The following is a 19,266-nucleotide window of genomic DNA, read 5'->3' on the forward strand; positions in this document are numbered from 1 at the left end:
GACAGAGACATGGCACGTATCAGTCTCGACCACATCCGCCACGCCTATAATGCCAAAGCGAAAGCGGCCAATGATTACGCCCTGAAGGAAGTGAACCACGAGTGGAGCGATGGCGGTGCCTATGCCCTGCTCGGCCCTTCCGGCTGCGGCAAGACGACTCTGCTGAACATCATTTCCGGGCTCATAAACCCATCCGATGGACGCATTCTGTTCGATGGCAAAGACGTGACGAACCTGCCGACGGAGCAGCGCAACATTGCGCAGGTCTTCCAGTTCCCTGTAATCTACGACACGATGACGGTCTATGACAATCTGGCCTTTCCCCTGCGCAATCGCGGTGTGGCGGAAACGGAAGTCGACCGTCGCGTCAACGAAATTCTGGAGATGATCGATCTCGGATCGATGGCGAAGCGCCGGGCGCGCCGACTGACCGCCGATCAGAAGCAGAAGATTTCACTCGGTCGCGGACTGGTTCGCAACGACGTCAACGCCATCCTCTTCGATGAACCGCTGACCGTCATCGATCCGCATATGAAGTGGGTGCTGCGCTCGCAGTTGAAGCGCCTGCACCGCCAGTTCGGCTTCACCATGGTCTATGTCACGCATGACCAGACGGAAGCGCTGACTTTCGCCGACAAGGTTGTCGTCATGTATGACGGCCAGATCGTACAAATCGGCACGCCTGCGGAGCTGTTCGAACGCCCCAGCCACACCTTCGTCGGTTACTTCATCGGCTCACCGGGCATGAATGTGCTTCCGGTTTCGCTCGATGGCGCACAGGCGAAGATTGGCGATCAGAATATCGCGCTTACCTCGGCACCGGCCTTCGAATCCGGCGCGAAGACGGAACTCGGTATCAGACCCGAATTCATCTCGCTTGGGCGCGAAGGCATGCCGGTGTCCATCAACAAGGTTGAGGATATCGGGCGTCAGAAGGTCGTGCGCTCCAGCTTCGCTGGCCACCCGCTGACCATCGTTGTCCCTGAAGACGGTGAAATTCCAGCCGAGCCGCGCGTCACCTTCGATCCAAAGGCCATCGGGATTTATGCCGATAGCTGGCGCGTCGGCACAGGAGCCTGAACCATGGAAAAGACAGTCAACAACAAAGCCTGGTTCCTCGTCATTCCGGTTCTGGTGCTCGTCGCTTTTTCGGCGGTCATCCCGCTCATGACGGTCGTCAATTATTCGGTTCAGGATACGTTCGGCAATAACGAGTTTTTCTGGGCAGGCACGGACTGGTTCGTGCAGATGCTGCACTCCCCTCGCTTCTGGGATGCGCTGATGCGCAACCTGATCTTCTCGCTCGTGATCCTCGCCATCGAAATTCCGCTCGGCATTCTGATTGCGTTGAACATGCCGAAGACGGGCCTGGGTGTGCCGGTCTGCCTCGTGCTGATGGCGCTGCCGCTTCTCATTCCATGGAACGTGGTTGGCACCATCTGGCAGGTTTTCGGACGTGTCGATATCGGCTTCCTCGGCCATTACCTCTCGATGCTCGGCATAGACTACAACTACACACAGGATCCGGTGGATGCATGGGCGACCGTCATCATCATGGATGTCTGGCACTGGACAAGCCTTGTCGTGCTGCTGTGCTATGCCGGTCTGGTCTCGATCCCTGATGCCTATTATCAGGCAGCCCGTATCGATGGCGCCTCGCGCTGGTCGGTGTTCCGCTTCATCCAGTTGCCGAAGATGAAACGCGTGCTTTTGATCGCCGTGCTGCTGCGCTTCATGGACAGCTTCATGATCTATACCGAACCCTTCGTCGTCACCGGCGGCGGGCCCGGCAACTCCACGACATTCCTGTCCATCGATCTCGTGAAAATGGCAGTCGGTCAGTTCGACCTGGGACCAGCTGCGGCAATGTCGATCATCTACTTCCTGATCATCCTTGCCCTGTCGTGGATATTCTACACCGTCATGACCAACAGCGACGCAGACGCGTAAGAAAGGAGAACGTTATGAACAATTCCACCATGTCCCGCTTCTCCTTTCTGATCCCGACGATCTACATTCTCTTCCTGTTGCTGCCGATCTACTGGCTCGTGAATATGAGCTTCAAGGAGAATGCTGAAATTCTGGGTGCCTTTTCGCTGTGGCCACAGAACCCGACGCTTCGCAATTACACGATCATCTTTACCGATCCATCGTGGTATAACGGCTATATCAATTCCATCATCTATGTGGTGCTGAACACGATCATCTCGGTGGCAGCAGCGCTTCCGGCGGCCTATGCTTTCTCTCGCTATCGCTTCCTTGGCGACAAACACCTGTTCTTCTGGCTGCTGACGAACCGCATGGCCCCGCCTGCCGTCTTCGCCCTGCCCTTTTTCCAGCTCTACTCGGCATTCGGCCTGATCGACACGCATATCGCAGTCGCCATCGCCCACTGCCTGTTCAACGTGCCGCTGGCGGTATGGATTTTGGAGGGCTTCATGTCTGGCGTTCCGAAGGAAATCGATGAAACCGCCTATATCGACGGCTACTCCTTCCCGCGCTTCTTCGTGAAAATCTTCATGCCCTTGATCGCAAGCGGCATCGGTGTCGCTGCCTTCTTCTGCTTCATGTTCTCGTGGGTCGAACTGCTGCTGGCCAGAACGCTGACGACGACTGCGGCAAAGCCGATTGCGGCGACCATGACGAGAACGGTTTCCGCCTCCGGCATGGACTGGGGCGTGCTGGCGGCAGCCGGTGTGCTGACCATCATTCCCGGTGCGCTGGTCATCTATTTCGTCCGAAACTACATCGCCAAGGGCTTTGCCCTGGGCCGCGTCTAGCAAAAGGAGCAGACAATGCATTTTTCCTGGATGGCATGGACGCTGCCAACGGCGCTGTTTTTCCTGACGATCCTTGCCCTGCTGATTGGAATGGCGGTTTGGGAATATTTCTCGCCCGGCGGCAATCCGCGCATCGGCATTCTTCGGTTCGAAACGACGAGGGGAGACAGGCTCTTCGTTTCGCTGCTCGGCTCAGCCTTCATCAATCTGGCCTGGCTCGGCTTTGTCGGCCCCGGCCTATGGTGGGCGCTCGCTCTTTCGGTGGTCTATGCGATTGGGGTTTTCCGCTTCGTATAGCCGCCGACGACATACCGGGACGGAGGACGGCCCGGCTTTAAGTACCTGAAGCAATCGCAAAACCCTGGGAGGACTAAAATGCGAATGCATCTTCTGACAACGACGGCAGCGGCGCTGCTGGCAATTACCGGCGTGGCTCACGCTGGCATGAACGAGGCGAAATCCTTCCTCGACAAGGAAGTCGGCGACCTCTCTTCCCTTTCCCGTGCGGACCAGGAAAAGGAAATGCAGTGGTTCATCGATGCGGCGAAGCCTTTCGCTGGCATGGATATCAAGGTCGTTTCGGAAACGCTGACCACGCATGAATATGAATCCAAGGTGCTGGCCAAGGCATTCTCGGAAATCACCGGCATCAAGATTACTCACGACCTGATCGGCGAAGGTGACGTCGTTGAAAAGCTGCAGACGCAGATGCAGTCCGGCGAAAACATCTACGATGCCTTCGTCAACGATAGTGACTTGATCGGCACCCATTGGCGCTACCAGCAGGTGCGCAACCTCACCGACTGGATGGCGGGCGAAGGCAAGGACGTGACCAACCCCGGTCTCGACCTGAAGGACTTCATCGGCACCAAGTTCACGACAGCACCGGATGGCAAGCTTTACCAGCTTCCCGACCAGCAGTTCGCAAACCTTTACTGGTTCCGCTATGACTGGTTCAACGATGCCAAGAACAAGGCCGACTTCAAGGCCAAGTATGGCTACGACCTCGGCGTTCCGGTCAACTGGTCTGCATATGAAGACATTGCCGAATTCTTTACCGGCCGTGAAATCAACGGCAAGAAAGTCTACGGCCATATGGACTATGGCAAGAAGGACCCATCTCTCGGCTGGCGCTTCACCGATGCATGGCTTTCCATGGCCGGTAACGGCGACAAGGGCCTGCCGAACGGCTTGCCGGTCGATGAATGGGGTATCAAGGTCAACGAAAAGTCCCAGCCGGTCGGCTCCTGCGTTGCACGCGGTGGTGACACCAACGGCCCTGCTTCCGTCTACGCTATCCAGAAATATCTCGACTGGTTGAAGGCTTACGCGCCTCCAGCAGCGCAGGGCATGAACTTCTCTGAATCCGGCCCGGTTCCGGCGCAGGGTGAAGTCGCGCAGCAGATTTTCTGGTACACCGCCTTTACCGCAGATGCAGTCAAGAAGGGTCTGCCCGTCGTCAACGAGGATGGCACGCCGAAGTGGCGCATGGCTCCCTCCCCGCACGGCGTCTATTGGAAGGATGGCATGAAGCTCGGCTATCAGGACGTTGGTTCCTGGACGCTGATGAAATCCACCCCGACAGACCGCGCCAAGGCTGCATGGCTCTACGCGCAGTTCGTCACCTCCAAGACGGTGGACGTGAAGAAGGCTCATGTCGGCCTGACGCTCATTCGTGAATCGACCATCAACCACGAGAGCTTCACCAAGCGCGCCAAGGATCTCGGCGGCCTGATCGAATTCTACCGTTCGCCAGCCCGCGTTCAGTGGTCCCCGACCGGCACCAACGTTCCTGACTATCCGAAGCTCGCGCAGCTGTGGTGGCAGGCCGTCGGTGATGCATCTTCGGGTGCGAAGACCGCACAGGAAGCAATGGACTCGCTTTGCGCTGAACAGGAAAAGGTCATGCAGCGCCTGGAACGCGCAGGCGTTCAGGGCGACAAGGGCCCGAAACTGGCCGAAGAACACGATCTGGAATACTGGAACAAGGATGCCGTATCCAAGGGCCACCTTGCACCTCAGCTGAAGATCGCGGACGAGAAGGAAAAGCCGGTCACCGTCAACTACGACGAACTGGTGAAGAGCTGGCAGAAGTAATTCTGCACTTAATATCAAAAAGAGCCGGGGCGAACTTCGCCCCGGCTTTTCACGTTGTTAACGCCAGCCGAGTTCCGGCGCGACATATTTCAGGATCGCATCCAGCGCATGGACATTATACTCCACGCCAAGCTGGTTTGGGATCGTCAAGAGAAGCGTATCGGCTTCCGCAACAGCCTCATCCTTCGCCAGTTCCTTGACCAGTTCGTCCGGTTCTGCCGCATAGGAGCGCCCGAAAATCGCACGCGTATTGGCATCGATATAACCGATGCTGTCGCTTTCCTTACCGCCACGACCAAAATAGGCACGGTCCCGGTCATCGACCAGCGCGAAGATGCTGCGGCTGACGGAAACCCGTGGTTCACGCGTATGGCCCGCTTCTTTCCACGCTTCACGATAGGCTCTGATCTGCGCTGCCTGCTGGACATGGAACGGCTCGCCCGTCTCATCATCCTTCAAGGTAGAGCTTTGCAGGTTCATGCCCTGCTTTGCGGCCCAAACCGCGGTAGCGTTGGAACCTGCGCCCCACCAGATGCGATCACGAAGCCCTTCCGAATGCGGCTCCAGCCGTAGCAAACCCGGAGGATTCGGGAACATCGGCTGCGGATTGGGTTCGGCAAAGCCCTGCCCCTTCAGAACCTCGAGGAATATCTCCGCACTGCGTCTTCCCATGTCGGCATCGGATGCACCTTCGCCCGGATTGTAGCCAAAGTAGCGCCAGCCATCGATAACCTGCTCCGGCGAGCCACGGCTCAAGCCAAGCTGCAAACGTCCGTCCGAAATCAGGTCGGCAGAGCCCGCATCTTCCGCCATGTAGAGCGGATTTTCGTAACGCATATCGATGACTGCCGTACCGATCTCGATCTTGCTCGTCCGTGCACCAACGGCTGCCAGCAGCGGAAACGGCGAAGCCAGCTGACGGGCGAAATGATGGACACGGAAATAGGCGCCATCGACGCCGATTTCTTCCGCGGCGACAGACAGTTCAATCGACTGCTGCAATACGTCCTTGGCGGAGCGAGCCTGCGAATGCGGGCCGGGACTCCAGTGCCCGAAGGACAAAAAACCAATCTTCTTCATGATGTACCACCTGCTTGCGCATATGTTTCGTTGGTTCACATATAGTGCGCCATCGGCAAGATGTACGGAGAAGATTAGTGAACAGTCCGTTCAGGCCTGCGCACGCGAATTTAGCCCTTGTTGCACAATAGCTGGCTCCACTTCGCTCCCGGCATTCACCATCGCGCCTGCAAGCTGACGGAAGGTGACGACGCCAGATGGCTGTCCAGAGCCATCGATCACCACGGCCAGATCACGCCCATCGCCCGCCAGAAGCCGCATCGCATCCTCAACGCTTGTGCCTGCTGCGATGGGCTTGCCGTCCGGAACGGCCACGCCGCGGAGCGAGCTCATCACGGCGTCGACATTGATGACCCTGCCCCGGTTCACTTCCTTGACGAAGCTTTCGATGTAATCATCTGCGGGTCTGAGCACGATATCCTGGCTCGTTCCCTGCTGGATCACTTCGCCATCGCGCAGAATTGCGATCTGGTCTCCCAGCCGAAGTGCCTCATCGAGATCATGCGTGATGAAGACGATTGTCTTTTTGATCTCGCTTTGAATATCCAGAAGCACCGTCTGCATGTCCGTGCGGATCAATGGATCAAGCGCGGAATAGGCTTCATCCATGAGCAGCACCGGCGCATCGTTGGAAAGCGCCCGCGCGAGGCCGACGCGCTGCTGCATACCGCCGGACAGCTGGTTCGGATATCGCTGCTCGAAGCCTTTCAGCCCCACGCGCTCCAGCCAGCGTATGGCGATATCGACGCTCTTGGCGCGCGGCACGCCCTGCACCTCAAGCCCGTAAATCGTGTTATCGAGAACATTCCGGTGAGGCAGAAGCGCGAATTTCTGGAACACCATCGCCGTCTGGTGCCTGCGGAATTCGCGCAACTCCTTCGGCGCCATCTTCACCACATCCACCCCATCCACCAGCACCTCGCCAGCGGTTGGATCGATGAGCCGGTTGATGTGACGGATAAGAGTCGACTTGCCGGAACCAGACAAACCCATGATGACCTGAATGCAACCGGATGGAATATCGATATTGATATCCCGAAGACCCAGCACATGCCCGTGCCGCGCGTTCAATTCGCTCTTCGTCAGGCCGTTGCGCACGGCCTCGACATGCTTCTCGGGATTGGCGCCGAATATCTTGTAAAGATTGCGGATTTCGATACCGCCGAAACCGTCAGCCATGGGCGATCTCCTGATGTTTCTGGAGCCGCTTGCCATAGGCCTGGCTGATCCGGTCGAAAATGATGGCGATGCCGACGATGGCAAGGCCGTTGAAGATGCCGAGGGTGAAATACTGGTTGGCGATGGCCTTGAGCACCGGCTGGCCCAGCCCCTGCACGCCGATCATCGATGCGACCACCACCATTGCCAGCGCCATCATGATCGTCTGGTTGATACCGGCCATGATCGTCGGCAGCGCCAGTGGCAACTGCACCTTGAAAAGCTTCTGCCAGCCGGACGAGCCGAAGGCATCCGCCGCTTCCAGCACATCTTTGTCCACCAGACGGATACCGAGATCGGTCAGACGGATCATCGGCGGAATGGCGTAGATGACGACGGCGATCAGCCCCGGAACCTTGCCGATGCCAAGCAGCATCACCACGGGAATGAGATAGACGAAGCTCGGCATTGTCTGCATCACATCCAGCACAGGATTGACGAAACGCTGAAACCGGTTGGACCGCGACATGGCAATGCCGATGGGCAGACCGATGCAGATGGAAAGCACCGTGCAGACGAAGATCATCGAGATCGTTCGCATCGTATCCGTCCACATATCGAAATAGCCGATGGCCAGAAGTGTGAAGAGACAGCCCAGCACGATCTTGATGCTGCGGCTTGCGAACCACGCGATGGCCAGAATAATCAGAATGATGACCGGCCACGGCGTCTGCGTCATGAAGCGCTCCGCCGAAATCAGAAACTGCTGCAACGGAGAAAAGAAGTTTTCGATGCTGCCGCCCCATGCGCGGGTAAATTCGCGGAAGCCGTCGTCGATCATCTTCTTGAGGTTCCGAAGAGCCTCGTCATCCATATGCGGAAACGAATAAAACCAGTCCATATCATCCCCTTCACAGTGACGTCCGTCACCCATGGCGTGACATGCGGCAGGTAGATGCCGCATGTCGTTTCGCTTTGCCGACCGGCTTTCAGGCGGTCGGCGGGGAATTCATCAGAGCGACGCCTTTACCTTTTCGGCAACTTCGGGCGATACCCATTTCGTCCAGACGTCCGGGTTCTCCTTCAGGAAGTGCTTGGCGCCATCTTCGCCGGTCGCCTGATTATCGGTCATCCAGGCCATCAGCTTGTTCACCGTGGCGTTGCTCCAGGAACGCTTGTCGAGATAGTCCATGACCTCTGGACCGGCCTTTTCGGAGAAAGGCTTTGCCACCAGCGTCACGACCTTGTCCACCGGCCAGTCATTCGGCTTCGGGTCGGGGCAATCGGCCACCGTGTTGCAACGTTTCCATTCGGCAGCATCCGCCGGAACACCATGCGCCAGCTTCACCATTTCGTATTTCCCGAGAAGCGCGGTCGGAGACCAGTAATATCCGACCCACGGCTGCTTGCGCTCGTAAGCCTTGGCAATGGAGCCGTCCAGACCGGCGGAGGAGCCGCTGTCGATGAGGTTGAAGCCAGCCTTTTCCGCGCCATAAGCCTTGTAAAGCTGCGCGGTGACGACCGTGCCGCCCCAGCCCTGCGGGCCATTCACGATGGCGCCCTTGCTGGGGTCTTCAGGATCGGGAAAGAGCTTCGGGTTCTTCAGCATGTCGCCGATTGTCTTGATGTCCGGGTGCTCATCGGCGAAGTATTTGGGTATCCACCAGCCCTGAATACCGCCATCCGGCAGGGCTGTCGCGGCAACCACCAGCTTGCCCTCGTCCACACCACGCTTGACGATATCCGGCAGCGTATCCACCCAGGCTTCCGGCGCGATATCCGGCTGTCCCTTTTCAACCATCGAAGTGATGGTCGGCACCGTATCGCCAACGGTGATGTCCGCGCTGCAGCCATAGCCTGCGTTCAATATGATCTTGTCGATGTTGGAAAGCACTTCCGCGCTTTGCCAGTTCATGCTGGCGATGGTCGGGCTACCGCACTCGGCAGCGCTGGCGGCGGAGACGCCGCCCAAGAGCCCGAATAGCAGACAGGTCGATGCAAGCAGTCTATTCATATCTGTTCCCTTTATTGGCGGCAATTATGCGAAGGCCGGGAACGCCGCTTGAACCCGACCCAATTCTTGTCTTTTGCAAGTTTGGTCAGGATGATGGCTTGAAGACCGCCGACAGCCTGCGCAGAAAGCGACGGCTTTTCGCTTAACTACGACAGCTTCTAATGTTTGAATGTCTGAATAAAAGGCTGAGTCGGGCACAACAGAGCCCTCGAACACCCCCTCAAACCACGGTTTTTCGGGTGCCACACAAAAAAGATTCGATCCAAATCGTTTGAAAAATCTTTCGCGTCAAAAAACGCTTGGAGAGTTATCCCCTTCAAGACAATAGTGTTTCCCGTGATGAGAAATCGATCACCTACTCGGTTCATAGGTCATCGACAATGACGGAAAACAACTAACTAGGGAGAAATAGCTTGGCACGAATTACGCTCCGCCAATTGCTCGATCATGCTGCGGAATACGAATACGGCGTACCTGCTTTCAACATCAATAATATGGAACAGGCCCTGGCCATCATGGATGCTGCCAGCGAGACCAATTCTCCTGTCATCATGCAGGCATCGCGCGGTGCGCGTGCATATGCACACGACATCATGCTGAAGCACATGATGGATGCAGTGGTTGAAATCTACCCTGATATCCCAGTCTGCGTTCACCTCGACCACGGCAATGAGCCGGCAAACTGCATGACGGCAATTCAGGCTGGCTTCACATCGGTCATGATGGATGGCTCGCTGAAGGCCGATGGCAAGACGCCGGGCGATTGGGAATACAATGTCGGCGTGACACGTCAGGTCACCGACATGGCGCATTACGGCGGCATTTCCGTCGAAGGTGAACTCGGCGTGCTCGGCTCGCTGGAAACCGGCATGGGTGAAGCGGAAGACGGCCACGGTGCAGAAGGCGTGCTCTCGCACGACCAGCTTCTGACCGACCCGGACGAAGCCGTGAAGTTCGTCAAGGAAACGAAGGTCGATGCTCTGGCCGTTGCCATGGGTACCAGCCACGGCGCCTACAAGTTCACGCGTCGCCCGGATGGCAGCGTTCTTGCCATGAACGTCATCGAGGAAATTCACCGCAAGCTGCCGAACACGCACCTTGTGATGCATGGTTCTTCTACCGTTCCGCAGGATCTTCAGGATATCATCAACGCTTACGGCGGCGCGATGAAGCCGACGTTTGGCGTTCCGATCGAGGAAATCCAGCGCGGCATCAAGAATGGCGTTCGCAAGATCAACATCGATACCGACTGCCGCATGGCCATTACCGGCCAGATCCGCCGCGTTCTTGCAGAAGAGCCCGCGGAATTCGATCTGCGTAAGTATCTGAAGCCTGCACGCGAAGCGATGACGAAGCTCTGCAAGGAGCGCTTCGAACTGTTCGGCACCGCAGGTCAGGCCAACAAGATTAACCCGATCCCGCTGCGTGACATGGCAAAGCGCTATGCTTCGGGCTCGCTGGATCCGGTTATTTCGTAAGGCTATCAAGTTCGGTCTGCCGGAAGAAATTCCGGCAGACCTTTCTATCTGAACGAATATTGCTGTGTTCCGCAAAATTCAGAAGCATTTTTCTCCGCAGCCTCCGCGCGAGCATAAATGTTCGGCGACAAACGATAGGCTTCGCGCCACAATTACCACAGAATTTACGGGAGCACATAATGACACTGCGCATCAACCAGACCGCGCCGGATTTCACGGCGGATACCACCCAGGGCCAGATCAGTTTTCACGACTGGATCGGCGATAGCTGGGCGGTCCTTTTCTCGCATCCAAAGAACTTCACGCCGGTCTGCACCACGGAGCTTGGCGCGATGGCTGGTCTGGATGCAGAGTTCAAGAAGCGCAATGTGAAGGTCATCGGCATTTCCGTCGATCCCGTGGAAAGCCACGCACAGTGGAAGCAGGACATCAAGACCGCGACCGGTTTCGAGGTTGCCTACCCGCTGATCGGCGACAAGGAACTCAAAGTCGCAAAGCTTTACGACATGCTGCCGGACGATGCTGGTAACAGCTCCGAGGGCCGCACGCCTGCCGATAACGCGACGGTTCGCTCCGTTTACGTGATTGGCCCGGACAAGAAGATCAAGCTGATCCTCACCTATCCGATGACGACCGGCCGCAACTTCGATGAAATCCTCAGAACCATCGACTCCATTCAGCTGACGGCAAAACATCAGGTCGCCACGCCTGCGAACTGGAAACAGGGTGACGACGTGATCATCACCGCTGCCGTTTCCAACGAAGATGCGATCAAGCGCTTCGGTTCGTTCGACACTGTTCTGCCTTATCTGCGCAAGACCAAGCAGCCGCAGGCCTGACATCGCCTCCCAAGCGAGTACGAGAAGAGCGACCGTAACAGGTCGCTTTTTTCGTTTCAGATGGATGGCGATTTCCTGTTGCGCGCATTCAGCGGATGACACTGGCGCCGGGGCATGGCATAGGGGCGCAAAAGTTTTGACAGTTTGGTCCCGCTCCCCATGATCCGCATCGAAAATATCAGCAAATCCGCCAGCCACCGCATTCTCTACATCGAGGCGTCCGCTGCGCTGAACCGTGGCGAGAAGGTCGGGCTTGTGGGGCCGAATGGCGCGGGCAAGACCACGCTCTTTCGCATGATCACGGGCGAGGAGCAGCCTGACGAAGGTCAGGTCGCGGCGGAAAAGAACGTCACCATCGGCTACTTCAATCAGGATGTGGGCGAAATGGCAGGCCGCAGTGCCGTGGCGGAAGCCATGGAAGGCGCTGGTCCCGTCAGCGTCGTTGCGGCCGAGTTGCGCGAGCTTGAGGCCCGCATGGTGGATCCCGATCAACTCGACCAGATGGACGAGATCATCGAACGCTACGGCGAAGTGCAGGCACGTTACGAAGAGCTGGATGGCTATTCGCTGGAAGGCCGCGCGCGCGAAGTGCTGGCGGGCCTCAGCTTTAGCCAGGAGATGATGGACGGCGATGTCGGCAAGCTTTCCGGCGGCTGGAAGATGCGCGTGGCACTTGCCCGCATTCTTCTCATGCGCCCGGACGTTATGCTCCTCGACGAACCGAGCAACCATCTGGATATCGAAAGCCTGATCTGGCTGGAAAACTTCTTGAAGACCTATGACGGTGCGCTGCTGATGACGTCCCACGACCGGGAATTCATGAACCGCATCGTCAACAAGATCATCGAGATCGATGGCGGATCGCTGACCACCTATTCCGGCGATTATGGTTTCTACGAACAGCAACGTGCGCTGAACGAAAAGCACCAGCTGGCCCAGTTCGAGCGCCAGCAGGCGATGCTTGCCAAGGAGCTGAAGTTCATCGAGCGTTTCAAGGCCCGCGCCTCCCATGCAGCGCAGGTGCAAAGCCGCGTGAAGAAACTGGACAAGATCGAGCGCGTAGAGCCCCCGCGCCGCAGGCAGACGGTTGCCTTCGAATTTTTGCCAGCTCCTCGTTCAGGCGAAGACGTTGTCTCGCTGAAAAAGGTCAAAAAGGCTTATGGCAGCCGCACCATCTATGACGGGCTGGATTTCATGATCCGCCGCAAGGAGCGCTGGTGCCTTATGGGCGTGAACGGTGCTGGCAAATCCACCCTGTTGAAACTGGTGACCGGCACTGCGGAACCGGATGATGGCATCGTGACGATTGGCGCCAGCGTCAAGCTGGGTTACTTCGCCCAGCATTCGATGGATCTGCTGGATGGGGACGCCACCATTCTGCAATGGCTGGAACAGCACTTCCCGAAGGCAGGGCAAGCACCGCTTCGCGCGCTTTCCGGCTGCTTCGGCTTTACCGGCGACGACGTGGAAAAGAAGTGCCGCGTGCTTTCCGGTGGTGAAAAAGCGCGTCTCGTCATGGCCGCCATGCTGTTCGATCCGCCGAATTTCCTCGTCCTCGATGAGCCGACCAACCACCTCGATCTCGACACGAAGGAAATGCTGATCAAGGCGCTTTCAGAATATGAAGGCACGATGCTCTTCGTTTCGCACGACCGCCATTTCCTTGGCGCGCTGTCCAACCGCGTTCTGGAACTGACGCCGGATGGCATCCATCAATATGATGGCGGTTACACAGAATATGTGGAGCGCACCGGCTCGGAAGCTCCCGGCCTCGTAGCATAAAACGTCAAACGCGTTCCTTGACCAGCGATGAGGAGCGGACGGTTCTGTTGCGTCCGCGCTCCTTGGCAATCAGCAAAGCCGCATCTGCGCGGGTGACCAGCGTGTTGACCGTGCCTTGTTCCGGCGCGGATGCCACGCCAATCGAAATGGTAACCACGCCGAGAAAACGTCCCCTGTCGGAAAGCGGCGCCTTGGCCACTTTCTCCCGCAGGCTTTCTGCGAATGCCGTGGCCTCGTCTTCGCTCAGCCCGTCGAGAAGCACGGTGAACTCCTCGCCGCCGAAGCGATAAACCTTGCTCTGCTCGACACCCGCGCTGACGAGAATGCTTGCGACATGCTTGATAACGGCATCGCCCGCATCGTGGCCGAATTCGTCGTTGAAGCGCTTGAAGTGGTCGATATCCAGCATCAGGCAGCTTTGGTTACCCTGCGGCTCTCTTTTCCCAAGCCGGTTTATTGCCTCATCCAGGGACCGGCGGTTGAGCAGACCCGTTAGGGCGTCGCGCGTCGCAAGCCCTGTCAACCGGTCACGCAGTTGCAGATTAGCGATGGCAAGACCCAGATTTTCCGCAATCAGCTCAAGATAGACCCGGGCATTGATAACGAGATCGCAATCCTCTGCTTCCAGCGACAGCAGCCCGACAATATCGCCAAGAGCGGTGAGCGGAACGCAGAGATTGCAAAGGTCGGATGCCGAAAGATGCGGGCAGATGACATCATTATCCGCTGGATCACCCAAATGAGGACGTCCGCGCCTCAAGCCCCAGCAGTCGCTCGGCTGCAAAGAGACTTTGGCGTATTTCGGCTCCCGCCAGGTGCCGCGCACCAGAAGATTGCTGTGGGTCTCGTCTTGAATGAACAGCGCTCCCGCCATATCCGGGAAAATTTGCGGCATATAAAGCGAAACGATGCCTGCGATCTCATGTTCTGCCTGACAGGCCTGTAGCCGATGCATCATTTGCAAAATGAGGTCTTTGATCCGCTGGTCCTTGCGAAGCTCCGCATCCAGCCGCTCACGCTCAAGGCCATTGGCCCGGAACACCTCGATTGCGGCATTCATCTCACCGATTTCATCGCGCCGGTCGAGATGCGGAACCTCGACGTCGAATTCCTGTCTGGCCAGTCGGTTGATGACACCCGTCATCGTTACGATGGGATTGGCAATGCGCTTCTTGACGACGAAATAGAGAACGCTGAGAAACACGATGGCTGTCAGCGTCAGCATTACGCGTGCGAGCAGCCCGAAAATGTCGCTCTTTTCCTTGGCATCTTCCAGCACGGCGCCGGTGCGTGCCGTCAACATCTGGCTGAGCTTTTCCACATCCGCCAGCAAAGCGGTTTGCAGACGGTTATGTTCGTCACCGAAAACGATCTGCTGCGCAGCAGTCCGCTGGCCCTGCCGCATTTCGGCGATGGCGCGTTCTTCGATTTCATCCAGCGCCTCTGCCTGTCGCGCGATATCCGTCAACAGCACCTGCTCCTGCTCGGTCGCCCCGTTGGTACGTGCCTTCTCAGCAAGTGCCTCGAAGCCGCGCTCGGCATTCTCGTCGACATAAAAAGCGGCAAGCTCCGCCTCATCTCCGCGCATCACATAAAGCCGAATATCATCGCTGCGCTTTTCCGCTGCAATGTCCAATTCGTCGGCAATCTCCTGAACCGTGAGATGCTGCTCGACAGCGCGCCGTTCCAGATCGGCAAAACTAGAGGAAAGGATGAAAGAACCACCGGCAAGAAGCGTCAGCGCGACGGTTATAATATAGGCCCAGTTGGTTATCGCGCTTATTCGCATGGAAGTCTCTCTTCAGTTATCGCCAGATAACTACATCAAAGAAAATACTTCGTTACGGTTGTAGCACATAGGGCAATTTATGGGTCATTGTTTTAAGGGGTACCAGATTCCCCAAATACAAAATGCGGCTCGCTGGCCGCATTTTGTCATCTATGACTGAACTCGACTTAGTTCAGCGTTTCCCAGCCCTGGCGCACATCGGATGCGGACTTGCTGAGATGGACATGAGAATCGACGTGATCCACCCAATCCAGCGGGATGAGATGATGCTTGCCGTCATCTGCATCGTTCTTGGTGAGCTTAATGCGGCTTTCGCCTTCCAGACGATCGACCGTGCCGATATGGCTGCCATCGGCAGCTTTAACTTCCATATGCTCGCGGATACTTGTCGCAGACACCATGAGTATTTCCTCCTGTGTTGTAATTGACATGAAGGAAATGAACGGGTGCAGCTTTCGTTCCTGTATTTTTGAATGTCAGGCAGGAAGAGCGACGGGCAAGCCGGAGCCTGGATGGGTCACGATATTCATCCTCAGCCCATAAATCCGCTCAAGCGCAGCCTCCGTCATGATTTCGTCCGGCGTGCCTCTTTCGATGATGCGCCCGGTGTGCAGCGCAACGATCTCATCGCAGAAACGCGTCGCCATGTTCACATCATGCAGCACAACGATGACGCCAACGCCCTTTCGATGCGAAAGAGCACGCACCAGCGAAAGCACCTCGAGCTGGTGCGCCATATCCAGCGCGGAAATAGGCTCATCCAGCAGCAGGCATTCCGTATCCTGCGCCACCAGCATCGCCAGCCATACCCTCTGCCGCTCACCGCCGGAAAGCGTGTCGACAAGGCGCTCCGCAAGGCCGCCAATATGCGTCAGTTCAATCGCCTCCTCCACCTTTGCGTGGTCCTCTGCGCTGAACTGACCGAGCGCGCCGTGCCATGGGTATCGTCCCAGTGCCACCAGTTCCTTCACGGTCATGCCTGAGGCGGAGGGGGTATATTGCGGCAGGTAGCCAAGCCGTCTGGCAAACTCTCTCCCACCCCAACTTTTCAAGTCCTTTCCCTCGAAGGAGACGCTACCGGAACTCGGCTCCTGAAGCCGTGCCAGCACTTTGAGAAGTGTGGATTTTCCCGAGCCGTTATGGCCGATAAGGCCGATGATCTTTCCGGCTTCGAAGGAGGCAGTCAGCGGCTGCAACAACGTCTTGCCCGGCACGGAAACGGAGACATCCTGCAGGGAGAACAGAAGGTTGCTCGCCAGTTTTGTCTGTTGCAACAGCGTCATAGGCAGCCACCTTTGAAGAATACGAGAATTAAGCGCAGGCTCATGTGCGGCGTCCAATCAGCCAGACGAGATAAGGTGCACCGGCCAACGCCGCAAAAAGCCCCAGCGGCAATTCATAGGGAAATGTGACGGTTCTGGCTCCCAGATCGGAAAGCACCATGAGGAGCGCCCCGAAGAGGAATGAGGCGATGAGATGATGTCGCGCTGTGGTGAAGCCAGCACGATGCGCGATATGCGGTGCCATCAGCCCGACGAAACTCAAGGGCCCGACAAGAAGAGAAGCCGCACCAGTGGCAACACCGGCAACGACGACCATCGTGACCCGCGACACCCTAAGCGGCAGGCCGAGCGATTGGGAAACAGGCAGACCCAGCGGCAGGATCGTCAGCCACCGGGTGAAGGTGATGCCGACAAGCAGCAGAAGAATGGATAGGAGCGCAAGCAGAATTGCCGACAATGGCGTAGCGGTTGAACCGGAGCCGCTGAGCCAGGCAAGGATCTGCCATGCCCGCTGATCGCCAACCGAAAGAAGAGCAGAAAGCACCGCCGCGCCAAGTGAACTGATGGCGATGCCCGCCAGCAGCACTTTCTCGGGGCTCAGGCCACGCCGACTGGAAAAGATCAGAACAAGCGCGATAACGATCAACGAGCCGATGCCAGCGCCACCGAACAGTTCGAGATTTCCCGCCAGCGGGTAAACGGTAAGCGCCGCCGCAAAACCAAGACCCGCGCCACCGCTGATCCCCAACACCTCCGGGCTTGCCATCGGATTGCCCGTCAATCGTTGCAGGATAGCACCCGAAAGCGCAAGCAGGCCACCGGCGGCAGAAGCCGCCAGAAGGCGCGGCCAGCGGAAGGGCAGGATTTCAGACAGCTGCGATGTGCTGAGGAAACCCCAACCTTCCGGCGACCGTCCTAAAAACAGCGCAACAAAAGCGATGACCATCAGTGCAATTGTGATCACGCCGATAGCGGAATATCCGCGTCGTCGTGCAAAGCCTCGCTCGTCTGAGCCGGATATCTCCGTGGACTTGACCTTTGGCAGAAGCCACAGAAGCAGCGGTCCGCCGATCAGCGCTGTAACGGCACCGGTCGGAAATGTCTCGCTCATGCTGCTGGCAAGCAGTTGCACGGCGCCATCGCAAAACCAGAGGAGCAAGGCACCGATCAGCGGCGCGGCGAAAATGACGGAAGCGGGCCGCCGGACACCGAGGCCACGCGCCAAGGCAGGTGCTGCCAGACCGACAAAGCTGACAAGGCCGACGGCGGCGGCAACGAAGGCAGCCAGACCGACCGCAAGGGCAGCGACAGCGAGCCTCGTTGCAAAGAGTGAGGCGCCAAGGGATTTCGCGCCAGTATCGCCCAATCCGAGCACGATCAAAGGCCGGATCAACAGCGCGGTCGCGGCCAGCCCCGCCACCAGTTGCCAGCCGAGCGACCGGGCCGCCGACCAATCCTGCTGGCTGAGCGACCCGCCGTTCCATGTCACCAGCGACATCAGGTATTCGCCCTGCGATAGCGTCAGTGCGGCGGAGAGGGACGCGGCGGTAATGCCGATCAACAGGCCGGAGACGATCATCGTGACCGGCTCGAAAGAGCGCCGCCAGCCGAGCATGAACACCAATACTGCCGCAACGGCTGCCCCGCCCAGCGCGACCATCCCGCGATATCCATCCAATAGTGACGGCCAGAACAATGTTGCGGAAACGATGGCAAGCTGCGCGCCCGCCGAGATGCCAAGTGTCGACGGATCGGCAACCGGGTTTCTCAGAAGCTGCTGCAACAACGCCCCCGAAAGCCCGAGCATTGCTCCGGCCAGCAGAGCAACACACGCACGGGGAAATATGCCATAGGCAAGAATGATCTGATCCGTCGTCATCTGCGCCAGATCGAACGGGAAACCCGGCCAGACCGAAAAAGGCAGGCGGGCGGTGGCCGCATGCAGGAAAAGCGAAAATGCTGCGATGAGGGTCAGTACGGCAAAAAGCCAGAGGTTTCTTGCCGTCATAGTGCGCTTGCCTGTGCAAGAAGCGCTTGCGTCAACAGGCGGGCAAAACGCATGCCTGCGGTGATGCCACCATAGGGATTGACGTTACCGAGCATGACCACCCGCCCCTGCCGCACAGATTCAAGAGAACTCCATAGGGCACTGCCATAGAAAGAACTTCTGGCTTCTACGGGAACATCCGAAACGATGACGATGCGCGCTTCGGGCTCAGCCGCAAGGTTTTCCAACGGCACCGGCGCGGCGAAGGTGAAACGCGATACGTCCTTCCAGGCATTGGGCAGACCAAGCCGCCCGAGCACATCGCCGAACATGCTATCTGTCCCGAACGCACGGAAATGGCGGGCGTCGCCGATATTCACCACATATGTCGGGCGAGCGGCGAACGGCGCGAGCTTCTCTCGCATTTGGGCCAGATCGCTCCCCGCCTGATCGAGCACCGCAGTCGCCTCCTCGCTACGCCCCAGCTTCTCACCGAGCGCAGACACTGCAGCAAGAGCCTTTTCGAAGGGTGGCTGTCCAGGCACGTAAAACGGCAGGGAGATGAGCGGTGCGATGCCGCCCAACCGGCTTTCGTAGCGCGTATAGAATGGCGAGATCAGAATGAAATCCGGCTTGATGAGGCTCAGAAGCTCGAAATTCGGCGCACCGCGCAGCCCAAGATCAATCACCGTTTGCGGGATGCGTGGCTCTACGGCACCTTTGCGAAACTGGATAAGCTCGGTCGCGGCCACCGGCATGATACCGAGCGCGACACTTGTTTCCAGCATCGCCCAATCGATGGCCGCGAGGCGGGGAAGAGCCTGAGCCTGAAGAGGGCGAGCGAATGCGGAGGCCGCCAACAGCGCGAGCGCCTGCCGCCGTCTCAACATCACCTGCCACCCTCGTTCCATGCCTCGATCTGCCTTTTCACCCTCAAAGCGATGATGCGCTTTCGCCAACCGGGTAATAGCAGGCTAAA

17 protein-coding genes are annotated in these 19,266 nt (G+C 57.9%); 8 read left to right on the forward strand and 9 right to left on the reverse strand.

The features are described from left to right. Positions 1-9 precede the first annotated feature (9 nt). The 5 genes from CFBP5473_RS15560 (at position 10) to CFBP5473_RS15580 (ending at position 4,877) form a co-directional block, all read left to right on the forward strand. Complete coding sequence (locus CFBP5473_RS15560; RefSeq protein WP_027675247.1) at positions 10-1,080, forward strand: ABC transporter ATP-binding protein; 1,071 nt, start codon at positions 10-12, stop codon at positions 1,078-1,080. A gap of 3 nt (positions 1,081-1,083) precedes the next feature. Beyond that, positions 1,084-1,950, forward strand: a complete 867-nt coding sequence (locus CFBP5473_RS15565) for a carbohydrate ABC transporter permease (RefSeq protein WP_027675246.1) — start codon at positions 1,084-1,086, stop codon at positions 1,948-1,950. A gap of 14 nt (positions 1,951-1,964) precedes the next feature. Then, on the forward strand, positions 1,965-2,780 hold the full coding sequence (locus tag CFBP5473_RS15570) for a carbohydrate ABC transporter permease (protein ID WP_027675245.1): 816 nt from the start codon (positions 1,965-1,967) through the stop codon (positions 2,778-2,780). Positions 2,781-2,795: 15 nt separating this feature from the next. Then, positions 2,796-3,077: a DUF2160 domain-containing protein gene (locus tag CFBP5473_RS15575; protein ID WP_027675244.1), complete on the forward strand. Its 282-nt coding sequence runs from the start codon at positions 2,796-2,798 to the stop codon at positions 3,075-3,077. A 78-nt stretch (positions 3,078-3,155) separates the two neighbouring features. Further along, complete coding sequence (locus tag CFBP5473_RS15580) at positions 3,156-4,877, forward strand: ABC transporter substrate-binding protein (protein WP_027675243.1); 1,722 nt, start codon at positions 3,156-3,158, stop codon at positions 4,875-4,877. 57 nt (positions 4,878-4,934) lie between these two features. Here CFBP5473_RS15580 and CFBP5473_RS15585 read toward each other — a convergent pair whose 3' ends face one another. The 4 genes from CFBP5473_RS15585 to CFBP5473_RS15600 all read right to left on the reverse strand — a co-directional run bounded on the left by CFBP5473_RS15585 (position 4,935) and on the right by CFBP5473_RS15600 (position 9,129). Continuing rightward, entirely contained in the window at positions 4,935-5,957 is a 1,023-nt protein-coding gene (locus CFBP5473_RS15585) for an LLM class flavin-dependent oxidoreductase (protein ID WP_027675242.1), read from the reverse strand. Positions 5,958-6,047: 90 nt separating this feature from the next. Further along, positions 6,048-7,136 carry a quaternary amine ABC transporter ATP-binding protein gene (locus CFBP5473_RS15590; RefSeq protein WP_037170950.1) on the reverse strand — a complete coding sequence of 363 codons (1,089 nt, stop codon included), beginning with the start codon at positions 7,134-7,136 and terminating at the stop codon, positions 6,048-6,050. After that, a complete protein-coding gene (locus CFBP5473_RS15595; protein ID WP_027675241.1) occupies positions 7,129-8,016 on the reverse strand; it encodes an ABC transporter permease in 888 nt (295 codons plus the stop codon). Before CFBP5473_RS15595 ends, CFBP5473_RS15590 begins: the two co-directional genes overlap by 8 nt. Positions 8,017-8,127: 111 nt before the next feature. After that, entirely contained in the window at positions 8,128-9,129 is a 1,002-nt protein-coding gene (locus CFBP5473_RS15600) for an ABC transporter substrate-binding protein (protein WP_027675240.1), read from the reverse strand. Between the two features lie 413 nt (positions 9,130-9,542). Here CFBP5473_RS15600 and fba point away from each other — a divergent pair, with 413 nt between their 5' ends. The 3 genes from fba to CFBP5473_RS15615 all read left to right on the forward strand — a co-directional run bounded on the left by fba (position 9,543) and on the right by CFBP5473_RS15615 (position 13,228). Continuing rightward, positions 9,543-10,607: a class II fructose-bisphosphate aldolase gene (gene fba, locus CFBP5473_RS15605; protein WP_027675239.1), complete on the forward strand. Its 1,065-nt coding sequence runs from the start codon at positions 9,543-9,545 to the stop codon at positions 10,605-10,607. Between the two features lie 179 nt (positions 10,608-10,786). Further along, entirely contained in the window at positions 10,787-11,446 is a 660-nt protein-coding gene (locus tag CFBP5473_RS15610) for a peroxiredoxin (RefSeq protein ID WP_027675238.1), read from the forward strand. Positions 11,447-11,605: 159 nt separating this feature from the next. Then, positions 11,606-13,228 carry an ABC-F family ATP-binding cassette domain-containing protein gene (locus CFBP5473_RS15615; RefSeq protein ID WP_027675237.1) on the forward strand — a complete coding sequence of 541 codons (1,623 nt, stop codon included), beginning with the start codon at positions 11,606-11,608 and terminating at the stop codon, positions 13,226-13,228. Between the two features lie 4 nt (positions 13,229-13,232). Here the strand turns inward: CFBP5473_RS15615 and CFBP5473_RS15620 are convergent, their stop codons facing one another. The 5 genes from CFBP5473_RS15620 to CFBP5473_RS15640 all read right to left on the reverse strand — a co-directional run bounded on the left by CFBP5473_RS15620 (position 13,233) and on the right by CFBP5473_RS15640 (position 19,198). Then, positions 13,233-15,017, reverse strand: coding sequence for a sensor domain-containing diguanylate cyclase (locus CFBP5473_RS15620; protein ID WP_027675236.1), 1,785 nt, complete (start codon positions 15,015-15,017; stop codon positions 13,233-13,235). A 167-nt stretch (positions 15,018-15,184) separates the two neighbouring features. Then, positions 15,185-15,418 (reverse strand): DUF2171 domain-containing protein, encoded by a 234-nt coding sequence (locus CFBP5473_RS15625; protein ID WP_027675235.1) that lies wholly within the window; start codon positions 15,416-15,418, stop codon positions 15,185-15,187. Between the two features lie 75 nt (positions 15,419-15,493). After that, complete coding sequence (locus tag CFBP5473_RS15630; RefSeq protein WP_051441262.1) at positions 15,494-16,300, reverse strand: ABC transporter ATP-binding protein; 807 nt, start codon at positions 16,298-16,300, stop codon at positions 15,494-15,496. A 40-nt stretch (positions 16,301-16,340) separates the two neighbouring features. Further along, positions 16,341-18,308, reverse strand: coding sequence for a Fe(3+)-hydroxamate ABC transporter permease FhuB (gene fhuB, locus CFBP5473_RS15635; RefSeq protein ID WP_027675233.1), 1,968 nt, complete (start codon positions 18,306-18,308; stop codon positions 16,341-16,343). After that, entirely contained in the window at positions 18,305-19,198 is an 894-nt protein-coding gene (locus tag CFBP5473_RS15640) for an iron-siderophore ABC transporter substrate-binding protein (RefSeq protein ID WP_169696894.1), read from the reverse strand. Before CFBP5473_RS15640 ends, fhuB begins: the two co-directional genes overlap by 4 nt. Positions 19,199-19,266: the final 68 nt, after the last annotated feature.

Origin of the sequence: Agrobacterium larrymoorei, assembly GCF_005145045.1 — a bacterium.
GTDB classification, from domain to species: domain Bacteria; phylum Pseudomonadota; class Alphaproteobacteria; order Rhizobiales; family Rhizobiaceae; genus Agrobacterium; species Agrobacterium larrymoorei.

Excerpts from the sequence above, each read along its gene's own strand:
- CFBP5473_RS15640 (WP_169696894.1), bottom strand. The coding sequence starts at position 19,198 with ATGGAACGAGGGTGGCAGGTGATGTTGAGACGGCGGCAGGCGCTCGCG.
- CFBP5473_RS15585 (WP_027675242.1), bottom strand. The coding sequence starts at position 5,957 with ATGAAGAAGATTGGTTTTTTGTCCTTCGGGCACTGGAGTCCCGGCCCG.
- CFBP5473_RS15565 (WP_027675246.1), top strand. The coding sequence starts at position 1,084 with ATGGAAAAGACAGTCAACAACAAAGCCTGGTTCCTCGTCATTCCGGTT.
- CFBP5473_RS15625 (WP_027675235.1), bottom strand. The coding sequence starts at position 15,418 with ATGGTGTCTGCGACAAGTATCCGCGAGCATATGGAAGTTAAAGCTGCC.
- CFBP5473_RS15595 (WP_027675241.1), bottom strand. The coding sequence starts at position 8,016 with ATGGACTGGTTTTATTCGTTTCCGCATATGGATGACGAGGCTCTTCGG.
- CFBP5473_RS15620 (WP_027675236.1), bottom strand. The coding sequence starts at position 15,017 with ATGCGAATAAGCGCGATAACCAACTGGGCCTATATTATAACCGTCGCG.
- CFBP5473_RS15615 (WP_027675237.1), top strand. The coding sequence starts at position 11,606 with ATGATCCGCATCGAAAATATCAGCAAATCCGCCAGCCACCGCATTCTC.
- CFBP5473_RS15590 (WP_037170950.1), bottom strand. The coding sequence starts at position 7,136 with ATGGCTGACGGTTTCGGCGGTATCGAAATCCGCAATCTTTACAAGATA.
- CFBP5473_RS15600 (WP_027675240.1), bottom strand. The coding sequence starts at position 9,129 with ATGAATAGACTGCTTGCATCGACCTGTCTGCTATTCGGGCTCTTGGGC.
- CFBP5473_RS15570 (WP_027675245.1), top strand. The coding sequence starts at position 1,965 with ATGAACAATTCCACCATGTCCCGCTTCTCCTTTCTGATCCCGACGATC.
- fhuB (WP_027675233.1), bottom strand. The coding sequence starts at position 18,308 with ATGACGGCAAGAAACCTCTGGCTTTTTGCCGTACTGACCCTCATCGCA.
- CFBP5473_RS15630 (WP_051441262.1), bottom strand. The coding sequence starts at position 16,300 with ATGACGCTGTTGCAACAGACAAAACTGGCGAGCAACCTTCTGTTCTCC.
- CFBP5473_RS15610 (WP_027675238.1), top strand. The coding sequence starts at position 10,787 with ATGACACTGCGCATCAACCAGACCGCGCCGGATTTCACGGCGGATACC.
- CFBP5473_RS15580 (WP_027675243.1), top strand. The coding sequence starts at position 3,156 with ATGCGAATGCATCTTCTGACAACGACGGCAGCGGCGCTGCTGGCAATT.
- CFBP5473_RS15575 (WP_027675244.1), top strand. The coding sequence starts at position 2,796 with ATGCATTTTTCCTGGATGGCATGGACGCTGCCAACGGCGCTGTTTTTC.
- CFBP5473_RS15560 (WP_027675247.1), top strand. The coding sequence starts at position 10 with ATGGCACGTATCAGTCTCGACCACATCCGCCACGCCTATAATGCCAAA.